The sequence below is a fragment of the Falsiroseomonas sp. RANM36 genome, assembly GCF_056682175.1.
This window is the reverse complement of record NZ_JBWXTD010000011.1, coordinates 1-13,461: the sequence shown is the minus strand read 5'-3', so window position 1 is coordinate 13,461 and position 13,461 is coordinate 1. Positions and strand designations below refer to the sequence as shown.

General features: G+C 70.5%; 12 protein-coding genes and 3 pseudogenes. 12 read left to right on the top strand and 3 right to left on the bottom strand.

All coding sequences use genetic code 11. From position 1 onward, the window contains the following. Nucleotides 1–271, bottom strand: a pseudogene (locus AC1MIR_RS27075) (MFS transporter); the annotation flags it as partial. Nucleotides 272–493: 222 nt separating this feature from the next. Here AC1MIR_RS27075 and AC1MIR_RS27070 point away from each other — a divergent pair. Then, the gene (locus AC1MIR_RS27070) at nt 494–1,165 is read left to right on the top strand and encodes a cyclic nucleotide-binding domain-containing protein (RefSeq protein WP_480031278.1); all 672 of its coding nucleotides are present in this window, start codon (nt 494–496) and stop codon (nt 1,163–1,165) included. A gap of 73 nt (nt 1,166–1,238) precedes the next feature. Here the strand turns inward: AC1MIR_RS27070 and AC1MIR_RS27065 are convergent, their stop codons facing one another. Next, the gene (locus tag AC1MIR_RS27065) at nt 1,239–1,379 is read right to left on the bottom strand and encodes a hypothetical protein (RefSeq protein WP_480031277.1); all 141 of its coding nucleotides are present in this window, start codon (nt 1,377–1,379) and stop codon (nt 1,239–1,241) included. 18 nt (nt 1,380–1,397) lie between these two features. Next, nucleotides 1,398–1,586 carry a hypothetical protein gene (locus AC1MIR_RS27060; protein WP_480031276.1) on the bottom strand — a complete coding sequence of 63 codons (189 nt, stop codon included), beginning with the start codon at nt 1,584–1,586 and terminating at the stop codon, nt 1,398–1,400. Between the two features lie 83 nt (nt 1,587–1,669). On the opposite strand from AC1MIR_RS27060, the pseudogene AC1MIR_RS27055 reads away from it, so the two are divergent. From AC1MIR_RS27055 to AC1MIR_RS27005, 11 genes and pseudogenes are all read left to right on the top strand, one after another. Then, nucleotides 1,670–1,975: pseudogene (locus AC1MIR_RS27055) on the top strand (transposase); the annotation flags it as partial. 155 nt (nt 1,976–2,130) lie between these two features. After that, nucleotides 2,131–2,271, top strand: a complete 141-nt coding sequence (locus tag AC1MIR_RS27050) for a hypothetical protein (RefSeq protein WP_480031275.1) — start codon at nt 2,131–2,133, stop codon at nt 2,269–2,271. Between the two features lie 262 nt (nt 2,272–2,533). Then, nucleotides 2,534–3,928 (top strand): amidohydrolase family protein, encoded by a 1,395-nt coding sequence (locus tag AC1MIR_RS27045; protein ID WP_480031274.1) that lies wholly within the window; start codon nt 2,534–2,536, stop codon nt 3,926–3,928. Then, nucleotides 3,925–5,985: a hypothetical protein gene (locus tag AC1MIR_RS27040; protein WP_480031273.1), complete on the top strand. Its 2,061-nt coding sequence runs from the start codon at nt 3,925–3,927 to the stop codon at nt 5,983–5,985. The genes AC1MIR_RS27045 and AC1MIR_RS27040 overlap by 4 nt, the downstream gene beginning before the upstream one ends. Before the next feature lie 21 nt (nt 5,986–6,006). Further along, on the top strand, nt 6,007–7,515 hold the full coding sequence (locus tag AC1MIR_RS27035) for an ABC transporter substrate-binding protein (RefSeq protein ID WP_480031272.1): 1,509 nt from the start codon (nt 6,007–6,009) through the stop codon (nt 7,513–7,515). A gap of 15 nt (nt 7,516–7,530) precedes the next feature. Further along, complete coding sequence (locus AC1MIR_RS27030) at nt 7,531–8,448, top strand: ABC transporter permease (RefSeq protein ID WP_480031271.1); 918 nt, start codon at nt 7,531–7,533, stop codon at nt 8,446–8,448. After that, nucleotides 8,405–9,304, top strand: a complete 900-nt coding sequence (locus AC1MIR_RS27025) for an ABC transporter permease (RefSeq protein WP_480031270.1) — start codon at nt 8,405–8,407, stop codon at nt 9,302–9,304. The genes AC1MIR_RS27030 and AC1MIR_RS27025 overlap by 44 nt, the downstream gene beginning before the upstream one ends. A gap of 3 nt (nt 9,305–9,307) precedes the next feature. After that, nucleotides 9,308–10,618 carry an FAD-dependent oxidoreductase gene (locus AC1MIR_RS27020; RefSeq protein ID WP_480031269.1) on the top strand — a complete coding sequence of 437 codons (1,311 nt, stop codon included), beginning with the start codon at nt 9,308–9,310 and terminating at the stop codon, nt 10,616–10,618. Next, nucleotides 10,618–11,925, top strand: a complete 1,308-nt coding sequence (locus AC1MIR_RS27015) for an amidohydrolase family protein (RefSeq protein ID WP_480031268.1) — start codon at nt 10,618–10,620, stop codon at nt 11,923–11,925. Before AC1MIR_RS27020 ends, AC1MIR_RS27015 begins: the two co-directional genes overlap by 1 nt. Next, complete coding sequence (locus AC1MIR_RS27010; RefSeq protein WP_480031267.1) at nt 11,922–12,764, top strand: MTAP family purine nucleoside phosphorylase; 843 nt, start codon at nt 11,922–11,924, stop codon at nt 12,762–12,764. The genes AC1MIR_RS27015 and AC1MIR_RS27010 overlap by 4 nt, the downstream gene beginning before the upstream one ends. Nucleotides 12,765–13,004: 240 nt before the next feature. Continuing rightward, nucleotides 13,005–13,329 (top strand): annotated as a pseudogene (locus AC1MIR_RS27005) (IS21 family transposase); the annotation flags it as partial. Nucleotides 13,330–13,461 lie beyond the last annotated feature (132 nt).

Sequence of the window (13,461 nt, the reverse complement as noted above, 5' to 3'; positions counted from 1 at the left end):
CGGCGGTCACCATGACCGCCGTGTAGACGATCCGCCCGCCATACTGGTCGGTCCAGACGCCGAGCGCGAGGCGCGAAAGGCTGCCGGTCAGGATGGGCGTGCCCACCAGCAGGCCGAACTGGAACTCGGTGAGGCCGAGGTCCTTCTTTATCTGCACGCCGAGGATCGAGAAGATCGTCCATGCGGCGAAGCAGACGGTGAATGCGATGGTGGACAGCCAGAGCGCGCGCGACCGCTCGCCCGTGTCCACTGGAGCCGTGCCGTTGGTCATACTCTCCTCCGCGTTCTCGCGCGGGGCCATTTCTGCGGCAGGGCGGCGAAGCGGAGTTGATCTCGATCAAGCGTCCAGCGCCGCCGCGGGGCATTTCGCGCCGAACCCTGCCTGCGACAAGAGGGGCGATGATGCAGGTCCTGCCCTGTCTTGATCTGGATCAACGAAGACTCGCCCGCACCGTGCTCCCATGCACGCCGTGGAGCGGACGGAGGCCGATCGATGCCCGACAAGGGGCTGACCGCAAGGCTGGTCGAGCGCAGCCCGTTCTTCGCCGCCGCCGGCGCGGCCGCGATGAACGAGTTGCTGCGCCCGAGCTTCACCCAACTCCTGCCGCGCGGCACGACGCTCTTCGAGCAGGGCGAGGAGCCCGACTTCCTGCACATGCTGCTGGACGGCAGCATCGGCCTGCAGGCGCGCGTCGAGGGCTGCGGGCGCACGATGGTCGAGATCTTCGGGCCGGGCGAGATCTTCCTGGCGCCCGCTGTGATTCTCCGGATGCCCTACCTCGCCTCGGCCGTGGCGCTGACGGAGGTTCGCGTGCTGATGGTTCCGGCGGAGAGCTTCCGCGAGGGTGTCGCGCGTTCCCACGATCTGTGCCGGGCGACGACGCAGTTGCTCGCGCGGCACTGGCGCCTGATGGTCGACCAGGTTGTCGATCTCAAGCTGCGGCCGGCCGAGGCGCGGGTCGCGCGCTTTGTCGCCCGCCGCGTGTCGGAGGAGGTCGGCGCCGGCAGCGTCGCGCTTCCCGAGCCGCGCAGCGCGATCGCGGCGCGCCTCGGCATGACGCCGGAGACCCTGTCCCGCGCCCTTGCCGGGCTTGAGCAGAAGGGAAAGCTCAGGCGCGCCGGCGACGGAGCGGAGGTGATGGACCGTGCCGCGCTGACCGGCTGACGCGGGTTCCGCCTCGTGGCGTGCGCACGCGGCTGTCTCGGTCAAGCGCCCAAGGCAACGGGCCGGTGCTTCATCATCGCAGGGTGTTCTTCCGGATCGCCCCGCCCTTCATGGTCCGCGCGAGGCTTTCCCCGGCCCTGGTGAGAATGCCAATGTCGCGCAGTGGATCGCCGTTGACGGCCAGGATGTCCGCCAGCGCGCCTTCCTCGATCACGCCGATCTTCCCCGGGCTCTAGCGGCGCGACAGGCCGAGCAGCGCGCCCGAATAGGCCGTCGCCTGGCGCATCACCTCGAAGGGCGCGAACCAGCGCGTGCGCAGGCCGAACTCCTCGTTCATGCGCGCGAGCCCCGCGGGGTCGGTGATGATGTCCGTGCCTGAGGCGATCCGGTCGAAGCCGATCCGCTTGACGATGGTGAACATGGCGTCGATGCCGGCATAGGCCTCGCGGTGCTTGGCGGCCTGGTCCGCGGTGTAGCCGTTCGGGATGGAGGTGAAGGCGACGACCTGCGGCGACAGCCACGCGCTTCGTCGTCACCAGCCTCGCCGGCGGCGATCCGCGCGCGATCTACGAGGACCTCTGCTGCGGGCGCGGCCAAGCGGAGAACCACATCACGGCCTGGAAGCGCCACCTCGCCGCCGACCGAACCTCATGCATGAAGGCCACCGCCAACACGTTCCGCCTGCTGCTGCACACCGACGCCTACTGGCTGCTCTGGTCGTTGCGCAGCCTCATGCCGAAGCGCTCTACCTGTCGTGTGGCGCAGTTCGACACCTTGCGACTGCGTCTCGTGAAGCTAGCCATGCGCGTCCATGCCGCCAGCCGCACGTCCGCCGCAGCAAGCCTCTCACCGCCGCCGTGAATGATCCGGGCTCATCCCCCAGATGACGGGCGATCCTGGCTTTCAAGAGGATCTACATGCACAATCAAGCGAATTGGAGAACGCAAGCCGAAGCTGAGGGCCTGATGGGATATCTCATTCGGAGGGCCATCCAGCGCATCCACCATGTGCTCGACGTGTTCTGCGCCGCGGTGCGCGAGCAGGCGGGGCTCGAGGCCGCCCCGATGAAGGCGGCTGTGCAGGCTGGCGGGGGGAGTGCACCCTGATTCGAACCGTCGCACACGAATCCTTGCGGCACTCGGGGCTCCGCGCCGCTTGAGCATGAGCGGCTCACCGTGGTCATTGCGCTTCGGGAGTCCGGGGGCCTGCATGGCGGGACGCCGGTAGTTGTGTCCTGCGGGCCATCATCCTAGCGTCGCAGTGAAGGCTTGGTCGCTCTGAACGATGAATGTTGTTTGGCTGATCGATGCGCTGTGCCTCGTCCAGGAAGGCCCAGACACTTGGCGTAGCCGCAGGTGCAGCCTCGAATTGCGCGATGGCCGCATCGCCGCGCTCCATGACTCGCCGCCGGAGCCGGCAGCCGGCGAAACGGTCCTGGCCGCAAACGGCATGCTGTGCCTGCCGGGACTTGTGAATGCGCACACGCACTCGCCGGACAACCTGATCCGCGGCAGCGCGCCGGACCTTCCCCTCGAACTCTGGTCGCTGCATTCCGCCGCGGGCCGGGAGCAGCGCAGCCCGCGCGAGGTGTATCTCGCCGCCCTCCTGGGCTGCGTCGAGATGCTGCGCGGCGGGGTGACGACCGTCCTCGACCACATACGCTTCTCGCCTGCGATGGCGCCGGAAAGCCTGGACGCGGTGGCGCAGGCCTATCGGGATGCGGGCATGCGCGCGGTGATCGCGCCGGTCCTGGCGGATCGTGCAGTCGCCGACACCTTGCCGCTCACCGACGACGACCTGAACGGCGCGGACATCGCCGCCTATGGCCGCCGCCCGGCCATGCCCGCCGCCGCGCAGATCGGGCTCGTCGAGGATTTCGTGCGCGACTGGCATGGGCATGACGGCCGACTCTCGGCGGCGCTCGGGCCCTCGGCGCCGCAGCGCTGCTCCGACGAGCTGCTGTGCGCGGCCGGTGATCTCGCGGCGCGCCACGGCCTCGTCCTCCACATGCATCTGCTGGAGACCTTGCCGCAGCGTGAGCTCTGCCGCGCGCTCTACGGGCGCGGCGCGGTGGCGCATCTGCATGGGCTCGGGCTGCTCGGGCCGCGCGCCAGCTTCGCCCATTCGCTCTGGCTGGAACCGGGCGACGCAGCGTTGATGGCGGCATCCGGCGCCTCGATCGTCCACAACCCCGTCTCCAACGCGCGGCTGGGCAGCGGGCGTCTCGGGCTGCGGCAGATGCGCGATGCCGGGCTGCGCGTCGCGCTCGGCACGGACAGCGCCTGCTGCAACGACAGCAACAACCTGCTGGAGACCGTGAAGGCTGCGACACTGCTCTCGCGCCAGCAGACACCGGTGCCCGAGGCGTGGGTGTCACCCGCGGAGGTGCTGGCGATGGCGACTGCGGGCGGCGCGGATGTGCTTGGCCTCGGAGCCGTCGCGGGCCGCATCGCGCCGGGCATGGCGGCGGACCTGACGCTGATGCGCCTCGAGTCGCCCGCCTTCGCGCCCCTGCTCGATCCGGTGCGGCAGCTTGTGCTCGGCGAGAGTGGCGGCGCGGTGGACACCGTGCTGGTCGCGGGCCGCGCGGTGCTGCGGCACGGCCGGTGCACCATGCTCGACGAGGCGGCGATCTGGGCCGAGGCGCAGGCGCTCGCGGAACGGCGCCTGCGCGACAATGCCGGCGTGCTGGCCGATGCTGCGGCGCTGGACGCTCCGATCCGCCGGATGTACTCGCGCCTGCACCGGGGATGCTGCGCATGAGGGCCTGGACGCAGGACCCGCGCCCCTTTTTCCAGCACCTGCTGCGCGAGGTGGACGCGGTCGGCCTCGATCCCGCGACGCTCGTCGCCGAGCTCGTCGCGATGGGCGCAGGCGCCACCATCTGCATGGGCGGCGGATTCTCCGCCTGGTATCCCACCGACATCCCTGCGCAGCCGCGCAACCCGCATCTGCAGGGCGACGTGCTCGGCGGCGTGATCGAGGCGGCGCATCTCGCCGGCATCCGCGTGCTGGCGCGCATGGACATCAGCAAGGGCAGGCCGGAGCTGGCGGCCCGGCACCCGGACTGGTTCGTCCGTCGCCCGGATGGAAGCCTCGCGACGGTCTGGGAGATGCCGCAGATCTGTGCGACCGGGCCTTTCTGGCAGGAGCAGAACCCGGCGATCCTGGAGGAGATCCTCGGGCGCTATCCGGTGGACGGGTTCTTCTACAATTACTTCCACGTCCCGCGCTGCTGGTGCGAGCGCTGCCGCCGCCTGGTGCGGGAGGCGACGGGTGAGGACGTGCCGCCGCCCGGGACCCGCAGTCCGGCGCATGAGCGCTGGCGCCGGCGCTTCCTCGCCGACCGGACGCGGGAGATGAACGGGCTGATCCGGGCGCGCGGCGCGGCGGCCGTGCTGGTGCCCTACCATCACGTGCGCGACGGCTGGGACCTCCGTGCGATGGCGGAGGCCTGCGGCATGATCGGCGCGCAGATCTCCAATCCGGAACTGCCCAATCCGGTGGACCCGCAGCCCATCTGGAATCACTGGTCGGCGGAGGAGGCGCTGCTGGCGCGCGCGCTGAAGCCCGATGCCGCGCCCCTCCTCGTCCAGACCGCGTCCGGCTTCTTCGCGAGCCGGCAGACCGCGATGCCGGCCGCGCGGATGGTCCGCAACATGATCCAGGCCGCGGCGCATGGCGGCAGCACCTGTCCGGCGATCAACGGCCGCGTCGCCGGCCAGGACGATCCGCGCGCCGTCCCCGTGATGGCCGGCTTCGGCCGCTGGCGAAGCGGCGCGGAGGCCTGGTACCGGGACCTGCGCTCGGTCGCGCGCATCGCGCTGATCCGCTCGGAGGAAAGCATCGCCTGGGGGCCGGATGCCGGACGCCCCTCGGGCGATCCGGCCGGGGACGGACATCTGGCGGAGTATCGCGGGCTCTACGAGGCGCTGACGCAGCTTCGCCACCCTTGCGACCTGCTCCCGTCCGGCGGGCTCACCGCCGCGATGCTGGCGCGATATGCGCTCGTTGTGCTGCCCGGCGTTTCCTGCCTCTCGACGGCGGACGCGGCGGCGCTGGACGGCTTCGTGGCGGGCGGCGGGGCGCTGCTCGCCACGGGCGATCCCGGTGCCTGCGACGAGGACGGCTTGGCCCGCCTCGCGCCCGTGCTGCGCTGCCTGCCGGCGTTGCCGGGCATCCCGCGCGGGATGTCTGGCGGCTATTTCGCGCTGTCGGACCCGCGGCTGCGCGCGGCCTTCGGCGGCGCGCCGCATCTCGGTGCCGCGGGCCGCTTCTGGGCGCCGGAACTGGCCGAGGCGGAGCTCGATCTGCGGCTGATCGGCCCCTTCGCCAACAACGCACCCGAATTCACCCATGTCGCCGGGCCGGGCACCACGCCGGGACTGCTGCGGCGGGTCCACGGCGCCGGCGAGGCCATCTGGCTGCCCTGGCGGCCGGGCGCCTTCTTCCACCGTCACGCCATCCTCGATTACCGGACGCTGCTCGGGCTGATCGTCGAGCGGCTGGTCGGCCCGCCCCCGATCCGCACCGACGCGCCGGGCGCGGTGGAGATGGTGCTCTACGCCCATCCCCGCGGCCGACTGCTGCACCTGATCAACAATGCCGCTCCGCAGGGCAGCGGCCTCTCGGAAGCCGTTCCGCTGGCCGGCTTCACGCTGTGCCTGGCCTGGCCGGCGGCCGGCGTGCTGCGGATCGACCCGTCCGAAAGCCCCCTGGTCTTCGCACGCGAAGGCGAGGAAACTAGTCTGTTCCTGGCGCGGCTCGATGGTTTCGCCGCCATCGCTTTCCTTGGTGACGCGCCAGACAACCCCGGGTGAAACAGGCAAGAGGCCAACGACATGAAACGTCGGGATTTCGCGCCGCTGCTCGGCGCCGGTTTCGCAGCCGCCGCGATCGGAGGGAGCGGCCGCGCGATCGCGCAGACGGCAGGGCGCACCCTGACCGTCGCGCAGCAGAACGATGCGCTGACGCTCGACCCCGCGCGGCATTCGGCCTTCCCGACCGCCAACGTGATGTTCGCGCTCTACGATGCGCTCGTGACGATGGACGACAAGGGCGGCTTCCAGCCGGCGCTCGCGCTCTCCTGGTCGAACCCCGATCCGCTCACCTGGCGCTTCGTGCTGCGCCAGGGCGTGAAGTTCCACAACGGCCAGGACTTCGACGCGCAGGCGGTCAAGTTCACCTTCGACCGCGCGCTGAAGCCCGACTTCCGCGCCCCCTACCGGTCCCGCATCGCGGCGATCCGCAGCGTCGAGGTGGTGGACCGCCACACGGTGGACTTCAAGACTGCCGCGCCCTTCCCGACGATGCTGTTCTCGCTCTACGAGGCCTCCTTCGCGGCGATGATCATCCCGCCCGGCGAGGCGTCGCAGAACCTGGCCTCGGCGCCGATCGGCACCGGTCCATTCCGCTTCATCGAGTGGCGCCGCGACGATCGCCTCGTGCTGGAGGCGAACCCCGACTACTGGGGCGGCCGGCCCGCTGTGGACCGCGTCGTGTTCCGCCCCATCCGCGAGCCGCGCACGCGCATCGCCGAGCTGCGCAGCGGCGGCGCCCACATCGTGGCGGACATCACGCCGGAGGACATGCCCGCGCTGGACGGCGGCCCAACCAAGGTCGCGAACATCGCGAGCGAGTTCCTGTACTTCTTCCACTTCGACACCACGCGCGACACGCCGCTCAGGGACCGGCGGGTACGCCAGGCGATCAATCACGCCATCGACGTGGACGCGATCCAGCGCGCGCTGCTCGGCGGGCTTGGCCAGCGCACCGCCGAGGTGCTGCCGACCGACGCCTTCGGCTACGATACCGCCTGGAAGCCCTATCCCTACGATCCTGCCCGCGCCCGCGCGCTGCTGGCCGAGGCAGGCCACCCCAACGGCTTCACCATCCCGCTCACGTCGCGCCGAGGCCGCTACCTCAAGGATTTCGAGATCATGGAGGCGTCGATCGGCTATCTGCGCCGCGTCGGCATCCGGGTGAACGCCAACTATCTCGAGCCGGGCGTCTGGGCCCAGGTTTCGGAGCGGAAGGGGCGGGAGGGTCTGATCTTCGGCGGCTGGAGCGGCCGCGACCCGGACCTCGTCTGGTATCCGCTGCTCGTGACGGGCCAGTACCAGAGCTACTACAGCAACCCGCAGCTCGACGCGTTGCTCGAGCAGGGCCGGTCCACCATCGACCCCGCCGAGCGGCGCCGGATCTACGGCGCGGCGCGGCAGATCATCCATGAGGACGCGCCGTTCGTGCCGATGCTGCAGCCGCCGCTGCTATACGGCCTGGCTGGCAACCTCGAATGGGCACCGCGCACCGACGGGATGATCGACCTCCGCCGCGCCCGCTTCATCTGAGGGCACGCGACGGAGGTGGCCGCTTTCCTCCTGACGCGGCTGCTGCATGCGGTCGCCGTGGTGTTCGGCGTCGCCGTGACGGTGTTCTTCCTGATCCGCCTCGGCGGCGATCCGACCGCGCTGTTCCTCCCGCCCGAGGCGACGCTGGAGGAGATCCAGCGCGTGCGCCACCTGATGGGCTTCGACCGGCCGCTGGCGCTGCAGTTCCTCGACTTCCTCGGCCGCGCGCTACAGGGCGATTTCGGCCGCTCGCTGCGCTACGATCAGCCGGCGATGGCGCTGGTGCTCGAAAGGCTGCCCGCGACGCTGGAGCTGAGCGCCGCGGCTCTGGCGCTCTCGCTGGCCATCGCGCTGCCGCTCGGCATCCTCACGGCCGTGCAGCGCGGCAGGCTGGCCGATCGGGCCGGCCTGCTGTTCTCGCTGGCGGGCCAGAGCTTCCCGATCTTCTGGCTCGCCATCATGCTGATCCTGCTGTTCTCCGAGACCTGGCGGCTGCTGCCGCCCTCGGGCCGCGGCGGCTGGCTCAACCTCGTCATGCCGGCGATGGCGCTGGCCGCCTATTCCACCGCGATCATCACCCGTCTGCTCCGCGCATCGATGATCGAGGTCCTGCAATCCGACTACATCCGCACCGCGCGTTCCAAGGGGCTCGGGTCGGGCGCCATCATCCTCGTGCATGCGCTGCGCAACGCCGCGATCCCGACGCTCACCGTTGTCGGCCTGCAGGTCGGCGCATTGCTGGGCGGCGCCGTGATCACCGAGGAGATCTTCGCCTGGCCCGGGATCGGGCGGCTCGCCATCCAGTCCATCACCAACCGCGACTTCACCGTGGTGCAGGCCTTCGTGATCTTCATGGCGGCTCTGATCGTCACCATCAATCTCCTGGTGGATGTCGGCTACGCGCTGCTCGATCCGCGCCTCCGGCGGCGCTGAGGCGATGGGCTTCCTCCGCCGCTTCCTGCGCAGCCTGCCCGCGGCAATCGGGTTGCTGATCGTCCTCCTCGCCCTCCTCGCCGCGATCCTGGGCCCGGCCATCGCGCCCCACGATCCGGACGCGCAGGACATCATGTCCCGCCTGCTGCCGCCGCTCGCGCGCAGCGAGGAGGGGCTGCACCTGCTCGGCACCGACGCGCTGGGACGGGACATCCTGAGCCGCCTCGTCGTCGGCGCGCGGGTCTCGATGCTGGTCGGCGTCGCGGCCATGCTGGTCTCGGCCCTGGTCGGCGTCACCGCGGGCCTTGCCGCCGGCTACGAGACGCGGGTGCTCGGCCGGGTCCTGATGGCCGTCACCGACGTGCAGCTCGCCATCCCCTTCCTGGTGCTGGCGCTCGCGGTCGTCGCGGTGCTGGGGCCGAGCCTGCTGAACCTCATCCTCGTGCTGGGCGTGGCGAACTGGGTGCAGTATGCCCGGGTGGTCCGGGCGGAGTGCCTGGTGCTGCGCAACCTCGACTTCGTTTACGCCGCGCAGGCTGCCGGCACGCCGCCCTGGCGCATCGTGACCCGGCACCTGCTGCCAAACGTGATGTCCTCGGTGACGGTGATCAGCGGGCTGCTCGTCGCGAAGATGATCCTGTTCGAATCCTCCCTGAGCTTCCTCGGTCTCGGCGTGCCGCCTTCGATCCCGACCTGGGGCGCGATGATCGCGGACGGCCGGAACTACGTGGCGAACGCCTGGTGGGTCGCCGCGATGCCCGGCTTCGCGCTGTTCCTGACCGTGGTGGGCATCAACCTCGTGGGCGACCGGCTGCGGGACATGCTGGACCCGCGCCTCTCGCAGGTGGAGAACTGACGCATGGCGATCGCCTATGAACCCGCCGCCGGCGGCGTCCTCGAACCGGCCCGCACCCTGCCCGTCTCGCGCGAGGTGGACGTCCTTGTGGTCGGCGGCGGCACCTCCGGCTGCGCCGCCGCGGTGGCGGCCGCCCGGACCGGCGCGAAGGTGCTGCTGCTGGACCGCTACGGCTTCCTCGGCGGCACCGCGACCGCCGCCATGGTCGGCGTGCTGTGCGGGGTCTACACCTGCGGCCCGGACGCGACGCACCAGCTGCTCGTCGGCGGCATCCCGCACGAGGCGATGCGGCGGATGGAGCGCATCGGCGCCGGCTACAAGTACCGCCACCGCTTCCAGCTGGACCATGAGGTCTTCAAGCTCGTCCTCGACGAGTGGCTGCAGGAGGTCGGCGTCGAGCTGCTGCTCCACACGGCGATGACCGAAGTGCTGGTGCGCGACGGCGTGATCCGCGGCGTGGTGGTCGAGCACAAGGGCGGCCGGCAGGCGATCCTCGCGCGGCGCGTCATCGACGCCTCGGGCGACGGAGACGTCGCCGCGCTCTGCGGCGCCCCCTTCGAGAAGAGCGAGGTGATGCAGGCGCCGACCATGGTCTTCTACATGGGCGGCGTCGATATCGAGCGGGCGATGGCCTTCCCCGAGCGCGAGATCCGCCGGCTGCTGATCGAGACGCAGCAGCGCGGCGAGTTTGCCTTCCCGCGCGTCAGCGGCTCCTTCTCGCCGATCCCGCCCAAGGGCAAGGTGCATGTGAACATGAGCCGGGTGCATGGCGTGGACGGCACCGACCCGTGGAGCCTGACCGCCGGCACGCTGGAGGGCCGCCGGCAGGTCGGTCTCTTCGCCGCCTTCCTCAGGAAATACGTCCCCGGCTTCGAGGAGGCGCATGTGGACGCGATCGCGCCGCAGCTCGGCGTGCGGGAGACGCGGCGCATCATGGGCGAATACGTGCTGACCCGGGAGGACGTGCTGGGCGCGCGGCATTTCGACGCCGCGATCTGCCGCAGTTCCTGGCCGATCGAGGACCACACGCCGAACATGGAGACGGTGCGCCTGCACCTGCCGGGCGACGAGTACTACCAGGTCCCCTATGGCTGCCTGGTGCCTCTCGAGATCGACGGCCTGCTGCTCGCCGGCCGCTGCGTTTCCGCCACCCATGACGGCCAGGCCTCGGTGCGCGTCATGGGGCCGGGCATGGCGATGGGACAGGCGGCGGGCACGGCGGCAGCGCTCAGCCTCGGCCAGCGCGTGATGCCCCGCAAGCTCGACACAGCCGAGCTTCGCGGCACGCTGCTGCGGGACGGCGCGCTTATCTGATGCGCCGCGTCCTGCGCAACCTGTTCCTCTGCACCGGGCTGCCGGGCGGCTTCGTGCCGGACGGCGCCCTGGTGATCGAGGGGAGCCGCATCGCATGGGCCGGCGCGGCCGCGGCGCTGCCGCCGCAGCCCCAGGGCACCGCGGAGCGCGACCTCGGCGGATGCGTGGTGATCCCCGGCCTGATCAACACACATGCGCATGGCGGCATGAGCCTGCATCGCGGCTGCTGCGACGAGGGCGACCTGTTCCAGTGGGCGGCCGCCCTGGCGCCCACCACCGCGCACCTCACGCTCGAGGACAATCGCTGGGGCAGCATGATCGCGGCGGCGGAAATGCTGCGCAACGGCGTCACCACGGTCTGCGACTGCACGCGCTTCGGCGCCGGCATCTTCGGCGAGGTGGCGAGTTCCATGGGCCTGCGTTCGTTGAGCGGCGCGCTGGCCAATTCACCGTCGCTCCGCACCGCCGGCCGCCCGAACTGGCCGCTGGCGCTGGAGGAGACGCTGGAGGCGATGCGCGAGCAGGCCGGCAATGGGCTCTGCCGGCACTATCTCGGCGCCCATTCGCCCTACAACTGCACGCCCGAACTGCTGCGGGAGGTGAAGGATGCGGCCGAGAAGCACGGCCTGCCCTTCGTCATCCACCTCGCCGAGAACCGGCGCGAGACCGAGATGATCGTCGAGCGCCACGGCACCACACCGCTGCGCCACCTGCACCGGCTCGGCCTGCTCGACCAGGGCAGCATCCTTGCCCACTGTGTGTGGCTGGACGAGGAGGAGGTCGACCTGCTCGCCGCCTCCGGGGCTGGCGTGGCGCACAACCCCGTCAGCAATGCCAAGCTCGCCAGCGGCGTCGCGCCGGTCCGCGCGATGCGCGCCCGTGGCGTCCCGGTCGGGCTCGGCACGGACGGCATGCTCTCCAACAACGCGCAGGACATCTTCGCGGAGATGAAGGTCTCCGTGCTGCTCGCGCGGGCGACCAGCCTGGACGGGCATGCGCTGGACGCGGCGGATGCGTTCGCGATGGCGACGATCGAGGGCGCGCGCGTGCTCGGCTGGCAGGACGAGATCGGCAGCCTGGAGGCGGGGAAGCAGGCGGACCTTGTCGTGCTGGACTTGTATCACCCGCTTGGCCTGACGGCGCAGCGCGTGCTGTCGGACCTGGTCTTCCGCGCCGGTCCGCAGCACGTACGCGAAGTGATGGTGGCCGGCGAGACCGTCCTCGCTGCGGGGCAGCTGACGCGGGTGGATGAGGCCGGGCTGCGGGCGAGGATGTCTCGTCTCTACTGCGAGGGAAGTTCGGCATGAGCGACGCACCGGTGGGGCTGATCACAAGCGCCGCGTCGGAGGCGCTGCTGAAGGACCGGCGGGAACAGCGTGTGACGACGCCCTTCGGCGACGCCACGATCCTGCTCGGCCGGATCGGCGGCCACGAGGCCGCGGTGCTGCTGCGCTACGGCGCGGGCCTGACCCTGCCCAGCCATCGCATCAACTTCCGCGCCAACATCTGGGCGTTGCGCGAGCTCGGCGTGCGCGACGTGATCTCGCAGAACGCCATCGGCTCGGTGAACATGGCGATCCGCCCGGGCGACATCGTGATCAGCGACGACGTGCTCGACCGCACGAAGAACCGGCCCCTTTCCCTGTTCGACGACTGCGCGTGCTGGGTGCGGGTAGACATGACGGAGCCCTTCTGTCCTCGTCTGCGCGGCGCGCTGCTCAGTGCGGCATCCCGCCTCAGCGACCGGGTCATCCCGCGCGGCGTCTTCGCCTGCACCGAAGGTCCACGCTTCGAGACGCCGGCCGAGATCCGTGCGCTGCGTACCGAGGGCGCGGACATCGTCGGTACGCCGCTGGTGCCGGAGGTCGTCATGGCACGGGAGGCCGAGCTCTGCTTCGCCTCGATCGCACCGGTGATAAACTTCGGCGCCGGGATGGCGCCGGCGGTCGTCCATTTCGGTCCCGGCAGCATGAACGAAGCCTATTACAGTGGTGGCTTGCACGACCTGGTGGAGCGCATTCTGATCGAGGCGATGGGCACAGTAAGATCGCTGCCCCCAGAAGGCTGCGGTTGCCGGACGGCGCTCAGCGGTGCCTTCCATGGCACGCCGCCGAGTTGGCTGCGCGGCACGAGCTTGGACCGCTGACACCAGTGCTGCTTAGGCAGCCAGCGGGTTCGACCTGCGCTCGTACCGGGCAACGACCTGAGGCGACCGCGGCGCGGCAGAGCCATCTTCGACGCGCTGACCTTGCGCGCCGTCACGCGCACGCTGTTTGTGGACCGGCGTGGAAGAAGGCCCCCCTTGGACGGGATCGGCGTCCAAGAGGGCCCCCTCTGCTGAAGGGGTTCACGTTGGCTCTCGGTGATGCCGGGGGTCATGTTTGGGATGCTGGTGGTGGAGACGATCGGGAAGATCCGTCGGTTGCATGAGATCGAGGGTCTGCCGATCAAGGCGATCTGCCGTCGGCTTGGCGTGTCACGGAAGGTGGTGCGGAAGGTCCTGCGCACGGGCGCGACGGAGTTCCGCTACGAGCGCGGCGAGCAGCCGCAGCCCAAGCTCGGTGCATGGCGCGGCGAGCTGGACCGCCTGCTGACGGAGAATGCGGGGCGTGCCAGCCGTGAGCGGCTGACGCTGATGCGCGTGTTCTGGGCGCTGCGCGGTCTTGGCTACGCGGGGCGGTTACGACACGGCTCGGCGTTACGCGCGGGGCTAGGCACGATCGCGGGCGTCGACGCCTGCCTGTGAATCGGCGTGGAAAAAGGCCCCCCTGAGAGGGGTGATCGGCGTCCAAAAGGGACCCCTCTGGTGAAGGGGTTCACGTTGGCTCTCGGTGATGCCGGGG

Coding starts and splice junctions, on each gene's coding strand:
- AC1MIR_RS27050 (WP_480031275.1), top strand. CDS start 2,131: ATGGGATATCTCATTCGGAGGGCCATCCAGCGCATCCACCATGTGCTC.
- AC1MIR_RS27070 (WP_480031278.1), top strand. CDS start 494: ATGCCCGACAAGGGGCTGACCGCAAGGCTGGTCGAGCGCAGCCCGTTC.
- AC1MIR_RS27020 (WP_480031269.1), top strand. CDS start 9,308: ATGGCGATCGCCTATGAACCCGCCGCCGGCGGCGTCCTCGAACCGGCC.
- AC1MIR_RS27040 (WP_480031273.1), top strand. CDS start 3,925: ATGAGGGCCTGGACGCAGGACCCGCGCCCCTTTTTCCAGCACCTGCTG.
- AC1MIR_RS27060 (WP_480031276.1), bottom strand. CDS start 1,586: ATGTTCACCATCGTCAAGCGGATCGGCTTCGACCGGATCGCCTCAGGC.
- AC1MIR_RS27015 (WP_480031268.1), top strand. CDS start 10,618: ATGCGCCGCGTCCTGCGCAACCTGTTCCTCTGCACCGGGCTGCCGGGC.
- AC1MIR_RS27035 (WP_480031272.1), top strand. CDS start 6,007: ATGAAACGTCGGGATTTCGCGCCGCTGCTCGGCGCCGGTTTCGCAGCC.
- AC1MIR_RS27010 (WP_480031267.1), top strand. CDS start 11,922: ATGAGCGACGCACCGGTGGGGCTGATCACAAGCGCCGCGTCGGAGGCG.
- AC1MIR_RS27025 (WP_480031270.1), top strand. CDS start 8,405: ATGTCGGCTACGCGCTGCTCGATCCGCGCCTCCGGCGGCGCTGAGGCG.